We start from the raw sequence: 24,233 nt of genomic DNA on the forward strand, positions 1-24,233 counted from the left end.
GCCGTGAGTGAGGCAGTTCTCGCCGTCGAGGCTCCCGGGGTGTCCGCTCCGGGGGCCTCGGGGGCTCGTCAGTTCTGGCGGCGGCTGCGCACGCAGCGCGCTGCCCTCGTCGCGGCGGTCGTCGTCGCGCTGCTCGTCCTGGTCGCGCTCGCCGCACCGCTGCTCACCGCGATCGAGGGCCAGGACCCCACTGCGTACCACCCGTCCCTGGTGGACTCCGCGCGCGGAGGCGTGCCCATCGGGTCGTTCGGGGGAGTGAGCGCCGAGCACTGGCTCGGCGTCGAACCGCAGACCGGCCGGGACCTGTTCGCGCGGCTGGTGTACGGCGCGCGCGTCTCGCTCGGGGTCGCGCTGGCGGCGACGGTCGTGCAGCTCGTGCTGGGCGTCGTCATCGGCGTGGCGGCCGGGCTCGGCAACCGCTGGGTGGACCTTCTCCTGACCCGGATCGCCGACATCTTCGTGGCCATGCCGCTGATGGTCGTCGCGCTCGCGCTGCTCGCCATCGTGCCCACCAGCTTCCCGCGCCCCGTCCTGGTGGCGCTGGTCGTCGGCCTGGTCTCCGGCTGGGGCACGCTCGCCAAGATGGTGCGCGCGCAGACGCTGACCCTCAAGGAGCTCGACTACGTCGCCGCCGCCCGGCTCAGCGGCTGGGGCACGGTCCGGATCGCCCGCCGCGAACTGCTCCCCGGACTCGCCGCACCCGTCATCACGTTCGCGGCCATCCTCGTCCCGACCAACATCACCGTCGAGGCGGCCCTGTCCTTCCTCGGCGTGGGCGTGAAGCCGCCGACGCCTTCCTGGGGGCAGATGCTGACCTCCGCGGACGTCTGGTACCAGGCGGCACCGCAGTATCTGCTGCTGCCCGCCGGCGCGTTGTTCGTGACCGTCCTGGCCCTCACCGTGCTCGGCGACGGCGTGCGCACGGCTCTCGACCCGCGCGCGGCCTCACGGCTGCGGGTCGGGACGGGCCGTGAGCAGGGGACCAGGGGGGAGGCGTCATGACCGGTTTCGGTGGTTTCGTGCTGCGCCGCGCTGTCGGCGCCCTGGTCACCCTGTTCGCCCTCTCGGTGATCATCTACGTCGTCTTCTACGTCACCCCCGGCAACGTCGCCCAGATCATCTGCGGCCCGCGCTGCTCGCCGGCCCAGGTCCAGCAGGTCACCGGGCAACTGCACCTCGACGACCCGCTGTACACGCGCTACTGGCACTTCCTGCAGGGCCTCTTCGTCGGCCAGGACTACTCCACCGGCACCTCGGTGCAGCACTGCTCGGCGCCCTGCCTCGGGCTGTCGTACCGGAGCGACCAGCAGGTCACGGCGCTGATCCTGGCGAAGCTGCCGGTCACGGCCTCGCTCGCGCTCGGCGCCATGGTGCTGTGGCTGGTCATCGGCGTCGGCACCGGCGTGCTGTCGGTGTGGCGGCGCGGCCGGCTCACCGAGCGGCTGCTGACCACGCTCACCCTCGCGGGCATGTCCACGCCCGTCTTCGTCATCGGCCTCGTCCTGATGATCGTCGTCTGCGGGCAACTGGAGCTGCTGCCCTTCCCGCAGTACGTCGCCTTCACCGACGACCCCGAACAGTGGGCCTGGAACCTGCTGCTGCCCTGGCTGTCGCTCGCGCTCATCGAGTCCGCGACGTACGCGCGGCTGACCCGCGCCTCGATGCTGGAGACCCTCGCCGAAGATCACGTCCGCACCTTCCGGGCCTACGGCGTCGGGGAGCGGGCCATCATCTGGCGGCACGCCCTGCGCGGCGCGGTCGCTCCGCTCATCGCCGTGAACGCCAACAACCTCGGCGTCCTGTTCGGCGGAGCCGTGCTCACCGAGACGCTGTTCGGGCTGCCCGGCATCGGTCAGGAGATGGTCGAGGCGGTCAAGGTCGTCGACCTGCCGGTGGTCGTCGGCATGGTTCTGGTGACCGGTTTCTTCGTGGTCCTGGCCAACGCCGTCGCGGACGTGCTGTACGCGGTGGCCGACCGACGGGTGGTGCTGACATGAGCGGGGCCGAGAAGGTGCCCTCCAGGAGTCTTGTCGAAGTGGCCGACCTGACGGTCGAGTTCGGGGACCTGCGCGCCGTCGACGGGCTCTCGTTCCGCCTGGAGCGGGGCGCCGCCCTCGCCCTCGTCGGCGAGTCCGGCTCCGGCAAGTCCACGGTCGCCGCGGCCTTGCTCGGCCTGCACCGCGGCACGGGCGCGCGGGTCGGCGGCGCGATCGACGTGGCCGGCGTCGACGTACGGGAGGCGCCGGAGGAGACGCTGCGGCGGCTGCGCGGCGGCAAGGCGGCGATGGTGTTCCAGGACCCGCTGTCGTCCCTGGACCCGTACTACGCCATCGGCGACCAGATCGCCGAGGTCTACCGGGTACACACGCGTGCCTCGCGACGAGCGGCACGCGCGCGTGCCGTGGAGGTGCTGGACCGGGTGGGAATTCCGGACGCGGTACGGCGATCGCGTTCGCGCCCGCACGAGTTCAGCGGCGGCATGCGCCAACGCGCCCTCATCGCCATGGCGCTGGCCTGCGAACCCGACCTGCTGATCGCCGACGAGCCGACGACCGCGCTCGACGTGACCGTCCAGGCCCAGATCCTCGACCTCCTGCACACGCTCCGCGAGGAGACGGGCATGGGCCTCCTGCTCGTCACGCATGACGTCGGAGTCGCCGCCGAGAGCGTCGACGAGGTACTGGTGATGAGGCACGGGCGGTCGGTGGAACACGGGCCGGTCTCCGCCGTACTGGGATCGCCCGCGCAGCCTTACACGCGCGAACTGCTCGGCGCGGTCCCGCGCGTGGACGCGCGACGCGGCAACACGGAACTTCCTGGGGAGCCGGGCGAGGCCGTCCTTGAGGCGACCGGCCTTCGGCGTGAGTTCGGGCGCGGGAAGCGGGCGTTCACGGCGGTGGACGATGTGTCGCTGACGATCCACCGCGGCGAGACCCTCGGGATCGTGGGCGAGAGCGGCAGCGGCAAGACGACCCTCGGGCGCATGCTGGTCGGCCTCCTGGAACCGACGGCGGGCGAGGTCCGTTACGACGGCCACGCGCGCGTGGGCGTGAACCCCGCAGTACAGATGGTCTTCCAGGACCCGGTCTCCTCCCTCAACCCCCGCCGCAGCGTGGGCGAGTCGATCGCCGACCCCCTACGCGCGCGTGGCGAGCGGGAGGAGGGGCGCATCCGGGAGCGCGTACGGGAACTGCTGGAGCGCGTGGGGCTCGAAGCAGCGCACTACGACCGCTACCCGCACGAGTTCAGCGGAGGCCAGCGCCAGCGCGTCGGCATCGCGCGGGCGCTCGCCGCCGACCCGCGCGTCATCGTGTGCGACGAGCCCGTCTCCGCTCTCGACGTGACCACACAGGCCCAGGTGGTCGCCCTGCTCGGCGAGTTGCAGCGCGAACTCGGACTCGCGCTCGTCTTCGTCGCGCACGACCTCGCCGTCGTACGCCAGGTCAGCGACCGGGTCGCCGTGATGCGGCGCGGGCGGATCGTCGAGGAAGGCCCCGCCGACGAGGTGTACGACAACCCGCAGGACCCGTACACCAAGCAACTCCTGGCCGCCGTACCGGCACTCGATCCGCTGATCGCGGCTCAGCGGCGGGCGGCGCGACGGGAGTTGGCCGTGCTGTGACCGCCCGGCCGCCTCGGCCGGTCGGGTGTGACGATGCGTGCGTGTTTGCTCTCTTAGCGCGACGGAACGCGACCCGCACGGGAAAGTTACGACCGTTCACCCCTTTTGGTGGCGCGATGGACAACCGTCCATCGCGCCACCGCCTTGTCCGCATACGTTCGTCCCGCTGTGAGCCGCCGGGGTGATGGCGGCTCCCCTTACGGGAGACGGGGTGTACTCGTGCGCATCGGACTGATTGCGGAGGGTGGCTATCCGTATGTGAACGGTGACGCCAGGCTCTGGTGCGACCGGCTCGTGCGCGGGCTCGGGCAGCACGAGTTCGACGTCTACGCGCTCAGCCGCAGCGAGCGTCAGGAGGACGAGGGCTGGGTCCCGCTGCCACCGCAGGTCAGGCGCGTGCGCACGGCGCCGTTGTGGACGGCCGAAGAGGACGGCGTGGTGTACGGGCGCCGTGCGCGCCGGCGGTTTGCCGAGTGCTACGGCGAGTTGGTGGCCGTGCTCTGCGCAGGGGGGACCGGGAACCCTTCCGGAGCCTCCGAGGGCACGTCGGCCACTGAGGCGGACCGTTTCGGCAACGCGCTGTACGGGCTCGCCGAACTTGCCCGCGACGAGGGCGGACTGGTGGGAGCGCTCCGCTCCGAGTCCGCCGTACGCGCCCTCGAGCGGGCTTGCCGGGCGCGGGGCGCCCTGCGCCCGGCGCGTGAGGCGCGCGTACCCGACCTGCTGGCCTTCGCCGCGCATCTGGAACGCGCCCTGCGCCCCCTCTCGCTCGACTGGTACGAGGACGACGACCTGGGCTCGGCCGACCTGTGTCACGCCGCTTCCGGCGGCTCGGCGGCCCTGCCCGGCCTGCTCGCCCAGCACTTCTGCGGAGTACCGCTGCTGCTGACCGAGTACGGGGTACGGCTCCGCAGGCACTACCTGGCCGCCACCGAGTCCTCGCCCGCCGTACGGTCCCTGCTCGCCGCCTTCCACGGCAGGCTCGCCGCCGAGACCTACGCCCGGGCCGCCCTCGTCACACCCGGCAATGCCCACGCCCGCCGCTGGCAGGAGCGCTGCGGCGCCGACCGCGCGAAGCTGCGCACGGTCTACCCCGGCATGGACGCCTCCCGCTTCGCCGAGGTCGGCGAGGCCCAGGAGTGCGCGGACCCGGACACGCTGGTCTGGGTGGGCCGTATCGAACCCGCCAAGGACCTGGTGTCGTTGCTGCACGCCTTCGCCGAGGTCCGCAAGGAGGAACCGAAGACGCGGCTGCGGATCGTCGGCGCCCCCGCGGGCCCCGAGGGGGACGCCTACCTCGGCCACTGCAGGGCGCTCGCCGCGCAGCTCTTCCCCGACGAGGCCGAGGGCCCGCACACCGTCGGCGACAATCCCGTCTCCTTCGAGGAGATCGGCGGCCCCGAGATCCCCACGCTCGCCGACGCGTACGCCGCGGGTGCCGTGGTCGTCCTGTCCAGCGTCGTCGAGGGCTTCCCCATCAGCCTGGTCGAGGCCATGTTCTGCGGCCGGGTGACGGTGTCCACGGACGTCGGCGCGGTGGTGGAGGTCATCGGCGGCACCGGTCTGGTCGTACCCCCGCGCAACCCACGGGCGCTCGCGGAAGCCTGTGTGGCGCTGTTGCGCGACCCCGAGCGCCGTGAGCGCCTGGGCGCTGCGGCACGCGCGCGGGCGCTCGAACTGTTCACCGTCGAGCAGAACGTCGCGGCATTTCACGGCATTTACCTGGAGATCGTCTCGCGTACGCCGGTCCGCCGCGTCGTCCTGGACGAGGCCGGCGCCCCTCTGCCCTTCGCCGTCCCCGCCGAGGCCCACGTCCTCGGCCGCTGGACCGAGCGATCCGCACGCCTGGTGGCCCGAGGCGGCCCCGACCGCCCGACGGGCGTCCCCGTTCGAGCCACCGCGTTGCCCGCCACGGAGGCGGCGCGATGAGCGGCTTGGGAGGCCTGGACCGTCCCGGTGCCCCGACCAGCCCCGGGGCCTGGGACGAGCGGTCGGAGGAGTGGATCGTGGCGGAGACGGACGTACGCGCGAGCGGAGCCGACGCACCACCCACCACCGGCCAGGAACCAACCGCCGCCCGCCCCACCGGCCCGCGGCCAACCCCCGCCCGCCGCACCGGCGCCGACCCCGTGAAGGCGCTGCTGCACCGTCACCGCGACCTGTGCGAACGCGCGGTGGACCCCTTGGAGATCGCCGCCGGCCTGGAAGCCCACGGGGTCACCGACCGCACCGCGGCACGCTTCCTGCACCGGGACGTCTTCTCCCTCGCGGAGGAGATGTACGCCCGAGTGGCCCGCGACGGCGAAACGCCCCCCAACTCCCCGCCCCTCACCACCCCCCGCGCACGAGCCGACTGGATTCTCCTCACCCTCCTCCCCGGAGCCCTCTGCGCGGCGGCCGTGACCGCTCTGCACCTCACCCACGGCCAGTCCCGCCTGATCGCGGCCGCCGCGGGAGCCCTCGCCGTGACCCTCGCCCTGCGCGCGGCACTGGCCCGAGGCCCCCTCGCCACCACGCACGCCACACACCCGACGGCCACCCGCACCTGCTGGCTCCTCGCCTACGCCCTCCTCGGCGACGGCCTCCTCCAGGCAGCCGCCGCCGGAGGCCCCGACGCCCTCCCCAACGGCACCGCCGACGGCCTCTGGCCCCTCACCACCGCCCCCCTCCTGGCCCTCAGCCTCTCCTGCGCCCCCGCGGCATGGTGCGCCCACCTCCTCGCCGTACGAGCCCGCCGCAAACTGTCGGCCAGCCGAGCCCTGGAGGACTTCGCCACCTCCGTGAAGCCCCTGCTCCTGGGCACCTTCGCCCTCTACCTCGGCGCCCTGACAGCCCTACTGACCCTGACCGCCACGGTCCTGGACGGGCCCGTCGCCTACCCCCAGACCCTCACCCTGGGCGCTTTCCTGTTCCTCTCCCGCCTTCTCACCACCCACGGCTTCACCCACGCCCCCGCACTGGTCCTCACCGCCACAGTCACAGCCGAGGCCACGGCCCTGGCCGCCCTCTTCGCAGCCCGCCTCCCCGGCTGCGCCTGGCTGGCAACCCCGGTCGAGTCCCTGATCGACACATGGGGACCGGCCGCCATCCCCACCATCGCCTGCGGCACGGGCGCCCTGACCCTCCTGCTCCACGCGATCCGCACTCTTACGAGGGCGTCGGCGCACGCACGGGCGGACGGCCCATGCTGACGCGACAGCCATCAGCGACGCCCCGCATCCGCGTACGGCGGGAAGCGGCCACCCCCCGGCGCGGCCCCGACCCACGACGAAAGCGCGGGAGCCACGTGAACCCCCACTCGGCCGCACGGGCTGCCGAAGGCATACACGCCCAGAAACCCGCTGAACCCCTTCTGCCTGAGAGCCCTTCTCTGAAAGCCCCTCTGCCTCAAGTCCTTGTCCGTGAAGGAGACCCCCAAATGATCACCTCCCGACCCGACCACGCCTCGGCCCCGGGAGCCGCCCGATGAGAGTCCTGCTGATCGGAGCCAACGGCTACCTCGGCCGCTTCGTAGCCGACCGCCTCCTCGCCGACCCCGCCGTCCAACTCACCGCGCTGGGCCGCGGCGACGACGCCGACGTCCGCTTCGACCTCGCGTCCGGCAGCCCCGGCGCCCTCACCCGCTTCCTCGACGCGGTCCACCCCGGCGTCGTCATCAACTGCGCCGGCGCCACCCGAGGCGGCGCCCGCGAACTCACCCGCCACAACACCGTCGCCGTCGCCACCGTCTGCGAGGCCCTGCGCCGCAGCGGCTGCGGCGCCCGCCTCGTGCAGATCGGCTGCGGCGCCGAGTACGGCCCGAGCCAGCCCGGCTCCTCCACGGCCGAGGACGCCGTCCCCCGCCCCGGCGGGCCGTACGGCGTCAGCAAACTCGCCGCCACCGAACTGGTCCTGGGCTCCGGCCTGGACGCCGTGGTTCTCCGCGTCTTCTCACCCGCGGGCCCCGGCACCCCCGCCGGCTCCCCCCTCGGCCGCCTCGCCGAGGCCATGCGCCGCGCCATGCAGTCCGGCGACGGCGAGCTCAAACTCACCGGCCTCGGCGCGCAGCGCGACTTCGTCGACGTCCGCGACGTGGCCCGCGCCGTCCACGCCGCCTCGCTGTCCGCAGCGCAGGGTGTCATCAACATCGGCTCGGGGCGCGCCGTCCGCCTCCGGGACGCCGCCGCCGTCCTCGCCCGCGTGGCCGGATACGGCGGCGCCCTCCACGAACTCGACGGCCCGCCCGGCCCATTGCGGCCGTCCATCGGCCACCCCCGCGCCGACTCGGACCACATGATCCACACGGCCCACGCGGGCCACGGCGCCCCGGTCGCGTACCCGTACCCGGACGGCTGTGGCAGCTGGCAGCAGGCGGACGTACGCACCGCACGCGACCGGCTCGGCTGGCGCCCCCGGATCAATCTCGAAGAGTCCCTGGGTGACATCTGGATGGAGGCGGCATGCCGTATCTGACCGGCACACCACCGACTGCCACGAGCACGCACCTCCGCACCGGCCTCGGCATCCCCGGCTACGCACACCCCCTTCTCGCCCCCACCGAGTGGGGCGAACTCACCCGCCCCGGCACCCCCGTGCACTGGGTGGTCCTGAACGTCGCGGACGGCCCCGGCACCCGCCCCGACCCGCACTGCCTCGAGACCGCCGCGAGACTCCGCAACGCGGGAGTCCGCATCCTGGGCCACCTCGACACCGCTCACCTGGGCACGGCCCATTCGGCCACGGCCCATCTGGACGCGGCGCACATCGAGGCGGCGCCACTTGAGGCGGCCCAAGGTGCCCGCGCCTTCGGCGAGGTGATCTCCGAGGCGCACCGTTACCTCGACTGGTACCGGGTCGACGGCTTCTTCCTGGACCGCTGCCCGACCGAACGCGCCGAGCTGCCCCAGATCCGCCGCACGATCACCACACTCCGCGCGCTGCGTGACAAGGCCCACATCGTCCTCGGCCACGGCACCCACCCCCACCCGGGCTACGCCGAGTGCGCCGACCAGTTGGTCACCTTCCGGGGCTCGTGGAGCGACTACCGCTGGTCGCAGGTGGCGGAGTGGACCGCCGACTACCCGCCCGACCGCTTCTGCCACTTCGTCCACGGAGTGCCGCGCCCCCACCTGGACGAGGCGCTGCGCATCGCCCGCTGGCAGGGCGCGGCGACCATCTACTTCACCGACCGCACGGACCGCACGGACCGTGGGGGCCGCACCGACGCCTGGGGGACCATGCCCGGCTACTGGGACGAAATCGTCTCGCGGATCGGAACAGGTGTCTCGGAATGAAAAAGCCCATGGCAGTGTTACGGAGAGAACAACCGTAGTGATCGACCGACCAACGGAGTCCCCGTGTCGCTGCCACCCCTGGTCGAGCCCGCTTCTGAGCTCACCGTAGACGAGGTTCGCAGGTACTCCCGCCACCTGATCATCCCTGATGTGGGGATGGACGGGCAGAAGCGGCTGAAGAACGCCAAGGTGCTGTGTGTGGGCGCCGGCGGCCTGGGCTCGCCGGCGCTGATGTACCTGGCCGCCGCGGGCGTCGGCACGCTCGGCATCGTGGAGTTCGACGAGGTCGACGAGTCGAACCTGCAGCGCCAGATCATCCACAGCCAGGCCGACATCGGCCGCTCCAAGGCCGAGTCCGCCCGCGACTCCGTCCTCGGCATCAACCCGTACGTGAACGTGATCCTTCACGAGGAGCGGCTCGAGGCCGACAACGTGATGGACATCTTCAGCCAGTACGACCTGATCGTCGACGGCACGGACAACTTCGCGACCCGCTACCTGGTCAACGACGCCTGCGTGCTGCTGAACAAGCCGTACGTGTGGGGCTCGATCTACCGCTTCGACGGTCAGGCCTCCGTCTTCTGGTCCGAGCACGGCCCCTGCTACCGCTGCCTCTACCCGGAGCCCCCGCCGCCCGGCATGGTCCCCTCCTGCGCCGAGGGCGGAGTGCTCGGTGTGCTGTGCGCGTCCATCGGCTCCATCCAGGTCAACGAGGCCATCAAGCTTCTCGCCGGCATCGGTGAGCCGCTGGTCGGCCGACTGATGATCTACGACGCCCTGGAGATGCAGTACCGCCAGGTCAAGGTCCGCAAGGACCCGAACTGCGCGGTCTGCGGCGAGAACCCGACCGTCACCGAGCTCATCGACTACGAGGCCTTCTGCGGCGTCGTCTCCGAGGAGGCCCAGGAGGCGGCCACCGGCTCGACGATCACTCCCAAGCAGCTCAAGGAGTGGATCGACGACGGCGAGAACATCGAGATCATCGACGTCCGCGAGATCAACGAGTACGAGATCGTCTCGATCCCCGGCGCCACGCTGATCCCGAAGAACGAGTTCCTCATGGGCACCGCTCTGGAGAGCCTCCCGCAGGACAAGAAGATCGTCTTGCACTGCAAGACGGGTGTCCGCAGTGCGGAAGTCCTCGCGGTCCTGAAGTCCGCGGGCTTCGCCGACGCCGTGCACGTCGGTGGCGGCGTGATCGGCTGGGTCAACCAGATCGAGCCGCACAAGCCGATCTACTGAGCGGACTCCCTCGCCCGCAGGGCGGGCCTCGCTCGGACGGCGGGGGCTTGGGGCACCAAGGGTGCTCGAAGCCCCCGCCGCCGTCATGAGCAGACCTTGCCGTCCTTCGGTACCGTCCCCCGCAGCAGATAAGCGTTCACCGTGGAGTCGACGCAGTCGCTCCCCTTCCCGTAGGAGGCGTGACCCTCGCCCTTCCAGGTGAGCATCACGCCGACGCCCTTGCCCAGTTCGTCCGCCATTTTCCGGGTGCCCTCGTAGGGCGTCGCCGGGTCGCCGGTGTTGCCGACCAGCAGGATCGGTGCCGCACCCGGCGCACTCACCTCCGGGGTGTCGTGCTGTCCGGCCACCGGCCAGTCGTGGCACCAGCCGGCCGTGTCCCAGCCCAGCATGGGACCGAACACGGGGGAGACCTTCTGGAACCGCGGTAGCAGCTTCCTCGTCTCCTCGACCGTCGGCCGCTGCTTGGTGTCCAGGCACGATATGACCCGTTGTGAGTGGTTCCCCGTGTCGTAGTGCCCCGAGGCGCTGCGTTCGTTGTAGTCGTCGGCGAGCGCCAGGAGTTCCGAGCCGTCTCCTCCTTCGGCCGCCTCCAGGGCGCTGGTCAGGGTCGGCCAGCTCGCCTCGCTGTACAGCGGCCTGATGATGCCGGTGAGGGCGAGTGCTTCGGTGAGTTTCCGCCCGGACGACGTCGGCAGGGGGCTCGCGTCGATCCGCTTCAGCAGGTCCACGATCTTCTGCGAGCCCTCTTCGGCGCCCTGGCCGGTGGAGTCGAGGTAGTTGTTCAGCGCGCGCTGGAAGCCCCTGGCTTGGTTCTCGGCATGTCCCTCCCCGTCGGCGCTCGGGTCGACGACCGCGTCCAGGATCAGTCGCCCCACGTTCTTGGGGAACAAGTGGGCGTAGACACCGCCGAGTTCGGTGCCGTAGGAAATGCCGAAGTAGTGCATCTGCGTGTCGCCGAGGACCTGGCGCATCAGGTCCATGTCGCGGGCGGTGTCGGTGGTCGACACATGCGCGATCAGCGCCCCCTCGGACTTCTGGCAGCCCTGGCCGAAGTCGGCGGCGTCCCGCAGGTACGCCGTTTCCTCGGCCGGGGTGTCCGGCGTGATGTCCACGGACTCCGAGGCCTGGATCTCCTTGTCGGTGCGGCACCGGACGCCTTCACTGGCGCCGACCCCGCGCGGATCCCAGCTCACTAGGTCGTACCGCTTGCCGAGCTCGGACGTGGAGGAGGCGTACCACGGCAGCGTGGACAACCCCGAGCTGCCGGGGCCGCCGAAGTTGAACAGGAGCGAGCCGATGCGGTCGTCGCCAGTGGCCTTGGCGCGGATCAGCGCGAGGTCGATCGTCCGGCCGTCCGGCTTCGCCCAGTCCAGCGGCGCCTCGAGCGTCGCGCACTGCCACTCGTCGCCGGGCGCGGGGGAGTCCCCGGTGGCCTTGCAGCCTCCCCAGTCGAGCTTCTGCGAGGTCAGCGAGGACGGCAGTGGAGTCGCCGAGCCGGCGGACGCGGTCGAGGAACTCGTCCCGCTCGTCTTCCCACCGGTCTCGCCACCGTCGGACGAGCCGCCGCCGCAGCCCGTCAGCAGCAGCGCGGCGGTGGCCGTCAGGGCCGTCCACCGTACGAATCGCGCCATGTCATTTCCCCCCTCGCAGGCCGTCCGCACCGTGCCGCGGATGGCGGTCAGGCCATAGTAGGCGGATCCCGAAAGGGCCGTAGCGGCCTGTGGATAACTCTCTGACCAGCTGATTTGTTGCTTCTCCGCTCGGCTTCAGGAGCAGCTTCAGGAGCAGACGGTGCCCGCCGTCGGCACCTTCCCGTCCAGCAGATAACCGTTCACCGCGTCCTGCACGCACTTGTTCTTGCTGTTGTACGCCCCGTGTCCCTGGCCCTTGTACGTCAGCTCGACGCCCACCCCCTTTCCCAGTGCCTGGACCATCCTCCGCGCGCCCTCGTACGGCGTGGCCGGGTCGCCCGTGTTGCCCACGACGAGGATCGGCGCCGAGCCGGGCGCGCTGACCTCGGGATGGTCGGCGGCGCCCGCCACGGCCCAGTCAGTGCAGCTGAGCATGGACCAGGCCAGGGCGTCGCCGAACAGGTTCGAGGCGGCCCGGAACTCGGGCAGCCTCCGCTCCACGTCCTCGGCTGTGTAACGGGGCTTGTCGTCGGCGCAGTTGATCGCCACGTTGGCCGGGATGATGTTGCTGTACTCGCCGTTCTCACGGCGTCCGTTGCTCGAGTCGGCCAACAGCATCAGGGCGCTGCCGTCACCGTCGTACGCCTGCACCAGGCCCTGGGTGAGGTACTCCCAGAAGTTCTTCGAGTACAGAGCCTGCATGATGCCGGAGAGCGCGGCGCTCTGGGTCAGCTCGCGGGGGAAGACGGCCTGGATCGGTTTGCTGTCGAGGTCCTTCAGCAGCTTGGCGATGCGGTCCTTGACGTCCTGGGGGCTGTCGCCGATCGGGCAGTCCGTCTTTGACGCGCAGTCCTCGGCGAAGTTGTCCAGCGCGAGCTGAAATCCCTTGGCCTGCGCGAGCGCGTTCTGCTCGGGGTTCTGCGTCGGGTCGACGACCGCGTCGAAGACGGCGCGTCCCACGTTCTTGGGGAACAGGTGGGCGTAGACGCCACCGAGTTCGGTGCCGTACGAGATGCCGAAGTAGTGCAGCTTGTTGTCGCCGAGGACCTGTCGCATCAGGTCCAGGTCACGAGCCGCGTCGGTGGTGATCACATGCGCCAGCATCCCCTTGGAGTTCTTCTCGCACGCCGCGTTGAACTCCTTGGCGCTGTCCAGCCGTTCGGTCCGCTCGGCGACGTCGTCCGGCGTGGCGTCCTGCTGGAAGTAGGCGTCGAGCTGCTGGTCGTTCTCGCACCGCACGGGCTCGCTGCGGCCGACCCCGCGCGGGTCGAAGCTCACCAGGTCGTAGCGGGTGCGCAGTTTCGCGAATCCCTCGGCGAAGGAGGGCAGGCTGGTGACGCCCGAGCCGCCGGGACCGCCGAAGTTGAAGATCAGCGAGCCGATGCGGCGGATTTCGTCGCCGCTGGCCTTCACCCGGATCAGCTCAATGCCGATCGTGTCGCCCTTGGGCTCGTCCCAGTCGCGCGGTGCTTTCATCGTGGCGCACTGCCATGCGCCGCCGTCCGGCAGAGGTGACGGGCTGCCCCTGCCGCCCTGCGCCTGGGAGGGGGCCGGGCAGTCCTTCCAGCTCAGCTCCTGGGCGGTCAGATCCTCGTCCCCGGAGTCGTCGTCGCTGCAGCCCGCCAGCAGGGCGGGCACCAGCAGGGCCGTGGCGGTCAAGGCGGCTGCGCGCATCCGGGGACGGTTCGGCATGGTCCCATCCTGCGGTCGTACGGGGTGGGACGCTCGGGGCGCGAGCCGTACGAGGGACCGCGCTACAACGCGCCCTTGCGCGTCAGATGGTTGAAGGCCAGCCAGCCCGGCAGTACCGGCAGCCACAGCGTCAGCATCCGGAACAGCAGTACCGCAGGAGCGGCGACCTCGCTCTCCAGGCCGACGGCGATCAGACCGACGGTCAGGGTCACGTCGACGGCGCCCACGCCGCCCGGGGTCGGGGCCGCTGAGCCGAGCGCGTTGCCCGCGAGGAAGACGACGGCCACGCTGGCGATGCTGAGCGAGGTCCCCTCGCTGCCGAACGCCCGGATCGACGCGTCCAGGCACATCACGAAGCAGGCGGTCAGCAGCAGCATGCCGCCGATGCCGGTGACCAGCTTCTGCGGCCGCTGGAGCACATCGAGCATGCGCGGCACGACACCCGCGAACAGCGACCTCACGCGCGTGACGACGAACTTCCGCAGGAACGGCACCGAGGTCACCACGAGCACCAGCACCGCCACCGTCAGCAGACCTGCGATGACGGTCCGGGACGGCGACAGTGAGGGCGTCTTCTCGGTGCCGGTCAGATAGCCGAAGGACAGCAGCATCAGGATGTGGCAGCCGAGCCCGAACAGCTGTGACGCGCCGACGCTCGCCACCGCGAGCCCCGGCCGCACTCCCGCGCGCTGCAGGAAGCGCGTATTGAGCGCGACGCCGCCGACCGCCGCCGGGGCGACGATCTTCACGAACGACCCGGCGACTGGGCCGCCACGGTCCGCCGGAACGGCACCCGCTCGGGCACGAAGCCCAGCAGCGCCATCGCCGCAGCGAAGTAACTGCACGCCGAGAACAGCACGGCCGCGGCCACCCAGCCCCACTGGGCGTTGGCGATGAGCGGGCCGAACTCGATGTGCGTGAGCTGCGTCAGCAGGAAGTACGCGGCGATGGCACCGGCGATGAAACTGATCAATGTGCGCGGCCGCACACGCTCCAGGCGGGCCGGCTCGACCGGCGCCTGCGGCCTGATCAGCAGCACTTCGTGGCGGATCTGCGTGAGCAGGTCCTCCTCGCGTGCCTCGTCCACGGCCTCGTCGATGGCCCGCTTCTCGGCCCGCGCCTGCGCCCGCACGGTCTTCTTGTCCGGCTTGTCCGGCTTGTCCGGCGTGTTCGGTACGGCCTCGGTGTCGTCCGTGGCTTCCTCGCTGCGGGTGTGCTTGGCGAGCCGGGACGCCTCCAGCACCGCCTCGCGTTCGCGCTGGGCTCTCTCCCGGGCCAGTTTGCGCAGCGTCGCGCGCGTGGAGCGGCTCAGCGCGATGGGCTGCAGCATCGGCAGACAGTCGGCGACGGCGTCGGGGCCGAGCACGCTCACCGCCGACGCCACCGCACGCTCGGCGCCCACCCGGAGGCCGAGCGTCACCAGCAGCTGGGAGATGTCCATGCGCAGCAGCAGACTGTTGGCCGCGATCTCGCCGATGCGCAGGTCACTGATGATCACCTTGCCGGAACGATCCACCAGAATCGCGTCACCCACCAGCCGGCGGTGCGCGATACGCCGGGACTGCAGCGCCTTGACCTGGAGCCAGGTGCCGCGCAGCAGCTCGTCGGTGATCTCCTCGTCCGGCAGCGAGTCCAGGGTGTGCCCGCCGCTGTGCTCGTAGACGAGCATCACGGCGTCCGGACCGAGCTCGGAGGTCGCGATCAGCTTGGGTGCGTTGGCACCGGCCGCGATGGCCGCGTAGGCGAGCAGCGCCTCCTGCTCCAGGGCCTGGCGCAGCGACTGGAGGCTGCTTCGGGTGGCGAAGCCGCGCAGCGTCAGATTGCGCCACGCACGATAGAAGAACCCCTGCGCCTGCTGCTCCCGGTCGACCACCGTCACATCGAGCGGCGGACCGTCCTCGAGGGTGACGAAGTAGCGCCGGCCGCGGTCGCCGGTCTCCTGTGTGTCGGAGATCTCCTCGCGGGCCGCGCTCACCGGGCGGAAGCCGACGTGCCTGAGGCCCGCCATCAGCGTCCGCCCCGTGGGACGGACGTTGGGCGAACCGACCGCGTACAGGGTGCCGTAGGCGACGGTCCAGCCGATCAGCAGCGTCAGGAGGATCGAGAACGGCGTGGTGTAGCCGGTGACCAGCATGGAGAAGGCGTACAGGACCAGGACCGCCCAGAGGACCGCGCGCCAGCGAGGTCTGCGGGACATACCCACGGCCGTCATGTACGCGATGACCGGCGCGAGATAGCCGTGCACCGGGTCGGTGAGGGAGCCGAGGTCGCCGGGCGACGGCTGGGTGAGCGCGTCCCGGATGGACTCCGGGGCGGCCCGCGCCACCCACAGGTCGGTGGCGAGCGTCACCCCGTGCGCGAGGACGGCCGCGAGGACGCCGTCGGCGATGCGCAGCCCGTCCCGCTTGATCAACCGCTCGATCGCGAAGGCGACGGGCACCAGGAGGATCGCGATGCTGGACACCAGTCCGGCCATCTTGCTGAACAGGTCGGGCGCCTGCCCGGTGCCCTTGTTGATGTCCTGCTCGAGACCCGAGGTGGTGCCGTGCGCGAACGCTGCGATCGCGAGCAGCAGGGCGATGCCCAGCACGCCCACGAGGAGTCGCATCAGGTCGGACGGACGGTGCACGCGCGCGGGGAGCAGCGGTTCGTCGCCCTCTACCTCGTCGATATGCACCTCTTCGAGGTCGTACGGCGCCTTCCCTTCGACGGCCTTGCGGCCGGCATCGCTCGGGTCGGCGCCCTTGTCGGCCTCGTCCTTCTTGCCGCCGTCGCTCTCGCCAAGGTCCTTCTTGCCGGCGTTCTCGGTGTCCGGGCGCGACGAAGCGTCAGAGGTGCTCTCCGCGTCCTCCGGGTGCGCACCCTGTTGCTTCATCGTCTCTTCTTGGTCTCGTATCACCAGTCACCGCCCGCACGATGGTGGCATGCCCCACCGACACACGGGGGCATCAGGGTGCAAATGCGGGGGCGCACAGTCTGCCCGAAGCGCCGCCGCGGGGCGAGGCACACGCACAGTGGCGAGCACGTCACATTGTCGGTGGGGTGGGGCAGGATGGGCCGGATGAGCGAGGAAAGCCTTCCGGACGACGCCTGCCTGGAGTACGACGACGCCCACCCGGAGTCCGCGGACGCGCTGCCGGAGTACGCCGAACGGGTCCTCGAGGTCGCCGAGCTGATTCCGCGGGGCCGCGTCATGACGTACGGCGACGTCGCGGAGTGGCTGGAGGAGGGCGGGCCCCGGCAGGTCGGCCGGGTGATGGCCCTCTACGGGGGAGCCGTCCCGTGGTGGCGGGTGGTCCGCGCGGACGGGGTCCTGCTGCCGGGCCACGAGCTGAGAGCGCTGGAGCACTATCGCGCCGAGGGCACACCGCTGAAGGAGGCGAGCAGGGCGGCGGAGGGCCACCTGCCGCGCCTCGACATGAGGCGGGCGCGCTGGGACGGCGGCGAACGCGCACAGGGTCACACCTGACAGCTTCCGCCATCGGACGGCCCGCTGTGTGACCTGTGATCCGAATGGGCGAAAGGGGGCACGTTCGTGGCATGACGTACGTTCGTGAGTCGAGGGACCCACGTGCCAGAAGTGAACCGAGGGATGAATCGGAAGCCCTGCTTCCGTACCGTCCCTCGGCGTAGCGTCGGCTGCGCGTGTCCCCCTCACCCCGCGGCCACCGCCCGCCACGCGTAAGGGACGGCCCACCCGCCACCCGACGACCAGCCCTCCACGACGGCGCTCCGCGCCGGCACCGACCACTTGCACACCCACCAGGACCGGCGAACCACGTGAGCTCCTCTTCCTCCACCAGGCGCCTGTCGCACCCCCAGGTGCGACAGGGGACCCGTGGCGCTTACCGGCTGGTGCGTACCCCTCCGGTCCAGGTGGCTCCCCCTCGTCTGGACGCCGCACAGCGCGCCGTGGTTGACCACGCGACCGGCCCGATGCTCGTCCTCGCAGGTCCGGGCACCGGAAAGACCACCACCCTCGTCGAGTCCGTGGCGGCGCGCATCGCCCGTGGCGGGGACCCCGAGCGCATCCTGGTGCTGACGTTCAGCCGCAAGGCCGCCGTCGAACTGCGCGACCGTATGGCGCTGCGCATAGGGGCGGCACGCGCGCCTCAGGCGACCACGTTCCACTCGTACTGCTACGCCCTCGTACGCGCCCATCAGGACAACGACCTCTTCGTGGAGCCCCTGCGGCTGCTGTCCGGCCCCGAGCAGGACGTGACCGTACGGGAACTGCTCGCGGGCCAGCCCGACCTGGAGCGGCTCGGTCTGGCCAACGTGCGCTGGCCGGACGAGCTGCGCGCCTGCCTGACCACCCGGGGCTTCGCCGACGAGGTCCGCGCGGTCCTCGCCCGCAGCCGCGAACTGGGTCTGGGCCCCGATGCCCTGGACGCCTTCGCCCGCCGTATCGGGCGACCCGACTGGCGTGCCGCGGCGTCCTTCCTCGCCGAGTACCTCGACGTGCTCGACCTGCAGGGCGTCCTCGACTACGCCGAGCTGGTCCATCGCGCGGTGCTTCTCGCCCGCCGCCCGGAGGCCGCCGAGCGGCTTGCCGCACAGTACGACGCCGTGTACGTCGACGAGTACCAGGACACCGATCCGGCGCAGGTACGGCTGCTGCACGCCCTCGCCGGCGGCGGACGCACCCTCGTCGCCTTCGGCGACCCCGACCAGTCGATCTACGCCTTCCGGGGCGCCGACGTGAACGGCATCCTGGAGTTCCCGCACGCCTTCCCGCGCGCGGACGGCCGCCCCGCACCCGTCGAGGTCCTGCGCACCTCCCGCCGCTCCGGCGCCGCCTTGCTGACCGCGACCCGGCTGCTGACCCAGCGCATGCCGCTCACCCGGCTCCCGGCGGAGAAGGTACGCGCCCACCGAGAGCTCGCCCCGGTCCGCGAGGGCGGCCGCGTCGAGGTCTTCACGTACCCGACCCCCGGCACCGAGCTGGACAACATCGCCGACATCCTGCGCAGGGCGCACTTGGAGGACGGCGTGCCCTGGAGCGAGATGGCCGTCCTGGTGCGCGCCGGGTCGCGCACGATCCCGACGGTGCGCCGGGCGCTCACTGCCGCCGGGGTGCCCTTGGACATCGACGGCGACGACCTGCCGCTGCGGCACGAGCCTGCGGTGGCGCCGCTGCTGACGGTGTTGCGGGCGGTGGCCACGGCGGAGGCGCAGCCCGCGCGGGGCGACGGTGACGTGCGCACCGAGGCAGCGGCCGGAACTGAGGACGACGCCGCGACCGACCGGCTCGACCCCGGTGCCTCCTGGCTCGACACCGAGACCGCGCTCACCCTGCTCGCCTCCCCCCTCGCCGGCATGGACGCCGCAGACCTGCGCCGCCTCGGGCGGGCCCTGCGCGACGAGGAGCGGGCCGCCGGCAACCCCCTGCCGCCCCCCTCGGACGAACTGCTCGCCCGGGCGTTGGCCGAGCCGGAGCGGCTGGCGGTGCACGACCCCACGTACGCGCGTGGCGCCCAGCGCCTGGGCGCGCTGCTCGGCAAGGCCCGTGCGCGCCTCGCGGGCGGCGGTACGGCCGAGGAGGCGCTGTGGGACCTGTGGGAGGGCACGCCGTGGCCCACGCGCCTGGAGCGGGCCGCCCGCCGCGGTGGCGCGGCCGGACGCAACGCCGACCGTGACCTCGACGCCGTGTGCGCACTGTTCGCGACCGCGGCCCGCGCGGAGGAGCGCACCGGCGGCCGGGGCACCCTGAACTTCCTCGAGGAGATCGAGGCCCAGGACATCGCCGCCGACACCCTTACGCGGCGTGCCGTACGCCCCGACGCCGTGCGCCTGATGACCGCGCACCGATCCAAGGGGCTGGAGTGGCGCCTGGTCGTCGTCGCGGGCGTCCAGGAGGGCCTGTGGCCGGACCTGCGCCGCCGCGGCTCCCTCCTGGAAGCCGACCGCATCGGCCGCGACGGGCTCGCCGAACCGCTCACCCCGGGGGCGCTGCTGGCGGAGGAGCGCCGCCTGTTCTACGTCGCCGCCACACGCGCGCGTGAACGCCTCGTCGTCACCGCGGTGAAGGCCCCCGCCGAGGACGGCGACCAGCCCTCCCGCTTCCTGACCGAACTCGGCGTCGAACCGAAGGACGTGACGGGTCGCCCGCGCCGCCCGCTGGCCGTCGCCGCACTCGTCGCCGAACTCCGGGCGACGACGGTCGACCCGCGCGCGTCGGACACCCTCAGGGAAGCCGCCGCCCGCAGACTGGCCCGGCTCGCCGCGCTCGCCGACGAGGAGGGCCGCCCACTGGTCCCGTCCGCGCACCCCTACCGCTGGTGGGGCATGTTCGAGCCGACCGAGTCCAAGGTGCCGCTGCGCAACCGCGACCAGCCCGTCGTGCTCTCCGGAAGCGCCCTCGACCAGCTCGCCAACACGTGTGCCCTGCAGTGGTTCCTGGGCCGCGAGGTGAAGGCCGACGCACCCGCGACCGCCGCCCAGGGCTTCGGCAACGTGGTGCACGTCCTCGCCGACGAGGTCGCCTCCGGGCACACCCCTGCCGACCTCGCCGTCCTCATGGAGCGCCTCGACTCCGTGTGGAACGCGTTGGCCTTCGACGCGCCGTGGAAGTCGGCGCAGGAGAAGGACAACGCGCGCGTGGCGCTCGAACGCTTCCTGAAGTGGCATGTGATGGACCGCGCGGGGCGGACGCCGGTGGCGAGTGAGCACGACTTCGACGTCACCCTCGCAGCGGGCGACGTCGAGGTCCGCATCCGCGGCCAGATGGACCGCGTCGAGACCGACGGCGAAGGACGCGCCTACGTAGTCGACTTCAAGACAGGCAAGCAGGCACCCAGCGCCGCCGAGGTGGCCCGCCACCCGCAGCTCGCCGTTTACCAGCTCGCCGTCCGCGAGGGCGCCGTAGACGAGGCCTTCGACGGAGTACGCCCGAAGCCGGGCGGCGCCGAACTCGTCCAGCTGCGCCAGGGCGCCGCCAAGCGGGACGGCGGCGAGACGCTGCCCAAGGTGCAGGCGCAGGAGTCCCTGGACGGCCCTGAGGGGGAGTGGGTCGGCGACCTGCTGGCCACGGCGGCGGGCAAGGTCCTCGACGAGCGGTTCACGCCCAGCGCGGGCCAGCACTGCACACACTGCGCGTTCCGGGCGTCGTGCAGTGCGCGGCCCGAGGGGCGGCACGTGGTCGAGTGACCGTTGGTGCAGCAGTCGGCGTGACCGATCGCACCACACGTGCTGACCTGCGCTTCTCCTGGCCCGAGGGGGCGATCCGTCCTCCACTGTCAGTGCCCGCGGCTAGCCTCTCCGATGTGTCCGCCCGTATCACCGATCCCGATCAGCTCAAGGAGCTCCTCGGCATCCCGTTCACCCCGGAGCAGACGGCGTGCATCATCGCGCCGCCCGCCCCACAGGTGATCGTCGCCGGAGCCGGATCGGGCAAGACGACGGTGATGGCGGCGCGCGTGGTGTGGCTGGTCGGCACCGGCCAGGTCGCGCCCGAGCAGGTCCTCGGCCTGACCTTCACCAACAAGGCGGCCGGTGAACTCGCCGAGCGCGTCCGCAAGGCGCTCATCAAGGCCGGCGTCACCGACCCCGACGTCATCGACCCGGACAACCCGCCGGGCGAGCCGGTGATCTCGACGTACCACGCCTTCGCCGGTCGCCTGCTGACCGACCACGGCTTGCGCATCGGCCTCGAACCGACCTCCCGCCTGCTCGCCGACGCCACCCGCTACCAGCTCGCCGCACGCGTGCTGCGCGAGTCCCCGGGGCCGTACCCGGCCCTCACCCGCTCCTTCGCCGACCTGGTCAGCGACCTTCTCACCCTGGACGCCGAGCTCGCCGAGCACCTCGTACTGCCCGAGGCCCTGCGCGCGTACGACGCCGAGCTGCTGCTCACCCTGCAGGGCGCCAAGCTCTCCAACGCCGATCTGCGCAAGGTCCCCGAGACGGCCGCCGCGCGCCGCGAACTGGCCGAGCTGGTGGTCCGCTACCGCGCCGCCAAGCGGGAGCGTGATCTGCTCGACTTCGGTGACCAGATCGCCCTGTCGGCGCAGCTCGCCCGCATCCCCGAGGTGGGCCGCAGCCTGCGCGACGAGTTCCGGGTGGTCCTCCTGGACGAGTACCAGGACACCTCCGTGGCTCAACGCGTCCTTCTGGCAGGTCTGTTCGGGGGAGGCACCGGCCATCCGGTGACCGCCGTCGGCGACCCCTGCCAGGCGATCTACGGCTGGCGCGGCGCCTCCGTCGCCAACCTGGACGACTTTCCCGAGCACTTCGCCCACGCCGACGGCCGCCCAGCCACCCGCCAGGCGCTCAGCGAGAACCGCCGCAGCGGCGGCCGCCTCCTCGAACTCGCCAACGGCCTCGCGGAACCCCTGCGCGCCATGCACGCGGGCGTGGAGGCCCTCCGCCCGGCCCCCGGAGCCGAGCGCGACGGCATCGTCCGCTGTGCGCTGCTGCCCACCCACGCTGAGGAGATGGACTGGCTCGCCGACTCCATCGCCCACCTCGTGAACACGGGGAAGGCGCCCGGCGAGATCGCCGTCCTGTGCCGCACGGCGACCGACTTCGCCGAGATCCAGGGCGCGCTCGTCGCCCGGGACGTCCCCGTCGAGGTCGTCGGCCTGTCCGGGCTGCTCCACCTGCCCGAGGTCGCCGACCTGGTCGCCGTCTGCGAGGTCCTCCAGGACCCCGGCGCCAACGCCTCCCTGGTCCGCCTCCTCACCGGCCCGCGCTGGCGCATCGGGCCGCGCGACCTCGCCCTCCTGGGGCGCCGCGCACGGCTGCTGGTGTCCCACGCGCGCGTGGACGGCGACGACGACCCGGACCGCCGGCTCGCCGAGGCCGTCGAGGGAGTCGACCCCGCCGAGGTGATCTCGCTCGCGGACGCCCTCGACACGTTCCTGGAGACACCGCTGGACGGCTACGGGGACGACGACGGTCTGCCCTTCTCGCCGGACGCGCGCGTGCGGTTCGCCCGCCTGGCCACCGAACTGCGCGACCTGCGCCGCTCCCTGTCCGACCCGTTGATGGACGTCCTGCACCGCGTCCTCGCCGTGACCGGCCTGGAGGTGGAACTCTCGGCCTCCCCACACGCGCTGGCCGCCCGACGCCGCGAGACCCTGTCCAACTTCCTCGACATCGCCGCCTCGTTCGCGGCCGGCGACAACGAGGCGACCCTGCTCGCCTTCCTCGCCTTCCTGCGCACGGCCGCCCAGTACGAGAAGGGCCTCGACAACGCCCTCCCCGGCGGCGAGAACACCGTCAAGGTGCTCACCGCGCACAAGTCCAAGGGCCTGGAGTGGGACGTGGTCGCCGTCCCCGGCCTGGTCACCGGCACCTTCCCCAGCACCAAGGGGCGTGAGAAGTGGACCGCCCAGGGCAAGGTGCTGCCGCACGAGCTGCGCGGTGACGCCGACACGCTCCCCGACGTGGCCTCCTGGGACGCCCGAGGCCTGAAGGCCTTCCAGGAGGCCATGAAGGACCACCAGCACACCGAGGAACTCCGCCTCGGCTACGTCACCTTCACCCGCCCGCGCTCCCTGCTCCTCGGCTCCGGCCACTGGTGGGGCCCCAGCCAGAAGAAGCCCCGCGGCCCCTCCGACTTCCTGCAGGCCCTGTACGACCACTGCGCGGCCGGTCACGGCGAGATCGAGGCGTGGGCCGACGAGCCTGCCGAGGACGAGGCGAACCCCGCCCTGCACCGGGAGGCCGCCGACCAGGTCTGGCCCCTGCCCCTCGACGATGCCGCCCTGGCGCGACGCCGCGCCGCCGCCGAGACGGTCCTGGCCCACCTGGAGAACCTCACCTCCCACGAGGACGGCCACCCCGCCGCCGCACACGACCCGGACACGTACGACGACCCGGACTGGCCTCCGACACCGGACGACGAAGCGCTCCACGAGGAGTACGAGGAGTACGAGGAGGAGAATCCCTTCGCCGGAGACGACCCGGCCGACTGGGATTCCTGGACCGAGGACCGCCCCTCGGTCCCGCACCAGGCGACGTCTCCGGACCCCGTCCCGCCCCCGGCTCGCCCCCACCCCAGGGAACCGGAACCCCTCACCCCGGAGGAAATCCGCACCGTCGCCTCCTGGGACCGCGATCTCGACGCCCTGGCCGGGGAGCTCCTGCGCGCCCGCGCGAGCGTCACCGACGTACCCCTGCCCGCATCGCTGACCGCCTCCCAGCTGCTGAGGCTGGCCGCCGACCCGGACGGATTCGCGCAGGAACTCGCACGCCCCATGCCCCGCCCTCCACAACCCGCCGCACGCCGAGGCACCCGATTCCACGCCTGGGTCGAGGCACGCTTCGAAGAGCTGACCCTGCCCATGCTGGCGCCGGAGGACCTGCCCGGCAGCGAGGCGGAGATCGCAGACGAGCGCGACCTGGAGGCTCTCAAGGACGCCTTCGAGCGCACCGAGTACGCGCACCGCACGCCGTACCGGGTCGAGGCCCCGTTCCAGCTCGCGATCGCCGGCCGCGTCGTTCGGGGCCGTATCGACGCCGTCTACAGGGACGGCGACGGTGAGGGGGCGACGTACGAGATCGTCGACTGGAAGACCAACCGCACCCGCACCGCCGACCCGCTCCAGCTCGCCCTGTACCGGCTCGCCTGGGCCGAGCAGCAGGGTGTGCCGCTGGAGTCGGTCAAGGCCGCGTTCCTGTACGTCCGCAGCGGTGAGGTCGTCCGCCCGGAGGACCTGCCGGACCGGGCCGCGCTGGAGCGGCTGCTGACCGAGGAGCCGGTCGCGGAGGCGGACTGTGAGGAACCGCCCACCGAGGATGTCGGTGCGGGCCGATAGGCTCGTGACC

The 24,233-nt window shown here is 72.0% G+C and carries 13 protein-coding genes and 1 pseudogene; 11 read left to right on the top strand and 3 right to left on the bottom strand.

Features of this window, described 5'->3' with window-relative positions:
* The first annotated feature begins 3 nt into the window (after nt 1-3).
* The 8 genes from ACTMVF_RS06090 to moeZ all read left to right on the top strand — a co-directional run bounded on the left by ACTMVF_RS06090 (nt 4) and on the right by moeZ (nt 10,137).
* The gene (locus ACTMVF_RS06090; protein WP_441269898.1) at nt 4-1,002 is read left to right on the top strand and encodes an ABC transporter permease; all 999 of its coding nucleotides are present in this window, start codon (nt 4-6) and stop codon (nt 1,000-1,002) included.
* Nucleotides 999-1,997: an ABC transporter permease gene (locus tag ACTMVF_RS06095; RefSeq protein WP_441269899.1), complete on the top strand. Its 999-nt coding sequence runs from the start codon at nt 999-1,001 to the stop codon at nt 1,995-1,997. The genes ACTMVF_RS06090 and ACTMVF_RS06095 overlap by 4 nt, the downstream gene beginning before the upstream one ends.
* A complete protein-coding gene (locus tag ACTMVF_RS06100; RefSeq protein ID WP_441269900.1) occupies nt 1,994-3,622 on the top strand; it encodes a dipeptide ABC transporter ATP-binding protein in 1,629 nt (542 codons plus the stop codon). Before ACTMVF_RS06095 ends, ACTMVF_RS06100 begins: the two co-directional genes overlap by 4 nt.
* 219 nt (nt 3,623-3,841) lie before the next feature.
* Nucleotides 3,842-5,551 carry a DUF3492 domain-containing protein gene (locus ACTMVF_RS06105; RefSeq protein ID WP_441269901.1) on the top strand — a complete coding sequence of 570 codons (1,710 nt, stop codon included), beginning with the start codon at nt 3,842-3,844 and terminating at the stop codon, nt 5,549-5,551.
* Nucleotides 5,548-6,813, top strand: coding sequence for a hypothetical protein (locus ACTMVF_RS06110; protein ID WP_441269902.1), 1,266 nt, complete (start codon nt 5,548-5,550; stop codon nt 6,811-6,813). Before ACTMVF_RS06105 ends, ACTMVF_RS06110 begins: the two co-directional genes overlap by 4 nt.
* Nucleotides 6,814-7,087: 274 nt before the next feature.
* Nucleotides 7,088-8,074: an NAD-dependent epimerase/dehydratase family protein gene (locus ACTMVF_RS06115; protein WP_441269903.1), complete on the top strand. Its 987-nt coding sequence runs from the start codon at nt 7,088-7,090 to the stop codon at nt 8,072-8,074.
* Nucleotides 8,062-8,895, top strand: coding sequence for a spherulation-specific family 4 protein (locus tag ACTMVF_RS06120; protein ID WP_441269904.1), 834 nt, complete (start codon nt 8,062-8,064; stop codon nt 8,893-8,895). Before ACTMVF_RS06115 ends, ACTMVF_RS06120 begins: the two co-directional genes overlap by 13 nt.
* Before the next feature lie 63 nt (nt 8,896-8,958).
* Entirely contained in the window at nt 8,959-10,137 is a 1,179-nt protein-coding gene (gene moeZ / locus ACTMVF_RS06125) for an adenylyltransferase/sulfurtransferase MoeZ (RefSeq protein WP_441269905.1), read from the top strand.
* Between the two features lie 83 nt (nt 10,138-10,220).
* Here the strand turns inward: moeZ and ACTMVF_RS06130 are convergent, their stop codons facing one another.
* The 3 genes and pseudogenes from ACTMVF_RS06130 to ACTMVF_RS06140 form a co-directional block, all read right to left on the bottom strand.
* Nucleotides 10,221-11,768 carry an alpha/beta hydrolase gene (locus tag ACTMVF_RS06130; RefSeq protein ID WP_441269906.1) on the bottom strand — a complete coding sequence of 516 codons (1,548 nt, stop codon included), beginning with the start codon at nt 11,766-11,768 and terminating at the stop codon, nt 10,221-10,223.
* A 147-nt stretch (nt 11,769-11,915) separates the two neighbouring features.
* On the bottom strand, nt 11,916-13,460 hold the full coding sequence (locus ACTMVF_RS06135; RefSeq protein ID WP_441269907.1) for an alpha/beta hydrolase: 1,545 nt from the start codon (nt 13,458-13,460) through the stop codon (nt 11,916-11,918).
* Between the two features lie 62 nt (nt 13,461-13,522).
* Nucleotides 13,523-16,335 (bottom strand): annotated as a pseudogene (locus ACTMVF_RS06140) (lysylphosphatidylglycerol synthase transmembrane domain-containing protein).
* A gap of 186 nt (nt 16,336-16,521) precedes the next feature.
* Between ACTMVF_RS06140 and ACTMVF_RS06145 the strand changes: the two are divergent.
* From ACTMVF_RS06145 to ACTMVF_RS06155, 3 genes are all read left to right on the top strand, one after another.
* Nucleotides 16,522-16,929 (top strand): MGMT family protein, encoded by a 408-nt coding sequence (locus ACTMVF_RS06145; protein WP_441269908.1) that lies wholly within the window; start codon nt 16,522-16,524, stop codon nt 16,927-16,929.
* A 311-nt stretch (nt 16,930-17,240) separates the two neighbouring features.
* Nucleotides 17,241-20,609, top strand: coding sequence for an ATP-dependent helicase (locus tag ACTMVF_RS06150; protein ID WP_441269909.1), 3,369 nt, complete (start codon nt 17,241-17,243; stop codon nt 20,607-20,609).
* 116 nt (nt 20,610-20,725) lie between these two features.
* Nucleotides 20,726-24,223, top strand: a complete 3,498-nt coding sequence (locus ACTMVF_RS06155; RefSeq protein WP_441269910.1) for an ATP-dependent helicase — start codon at nt 20,726-20,728, stop codon at nt 24,221-24,223.
* Nucleotides 24,224-24,233: the final 10 nt, after the last annotated feature.

It is taken from the genome of Streptomyces sp. SD31 (assembly GCF_052068475.1).
Taxonomy (GTDB): Bacteria; Actinomycetota; Actinomycetes; order Streptomycetales; family Streptomycetaceae; genus Streptomyces.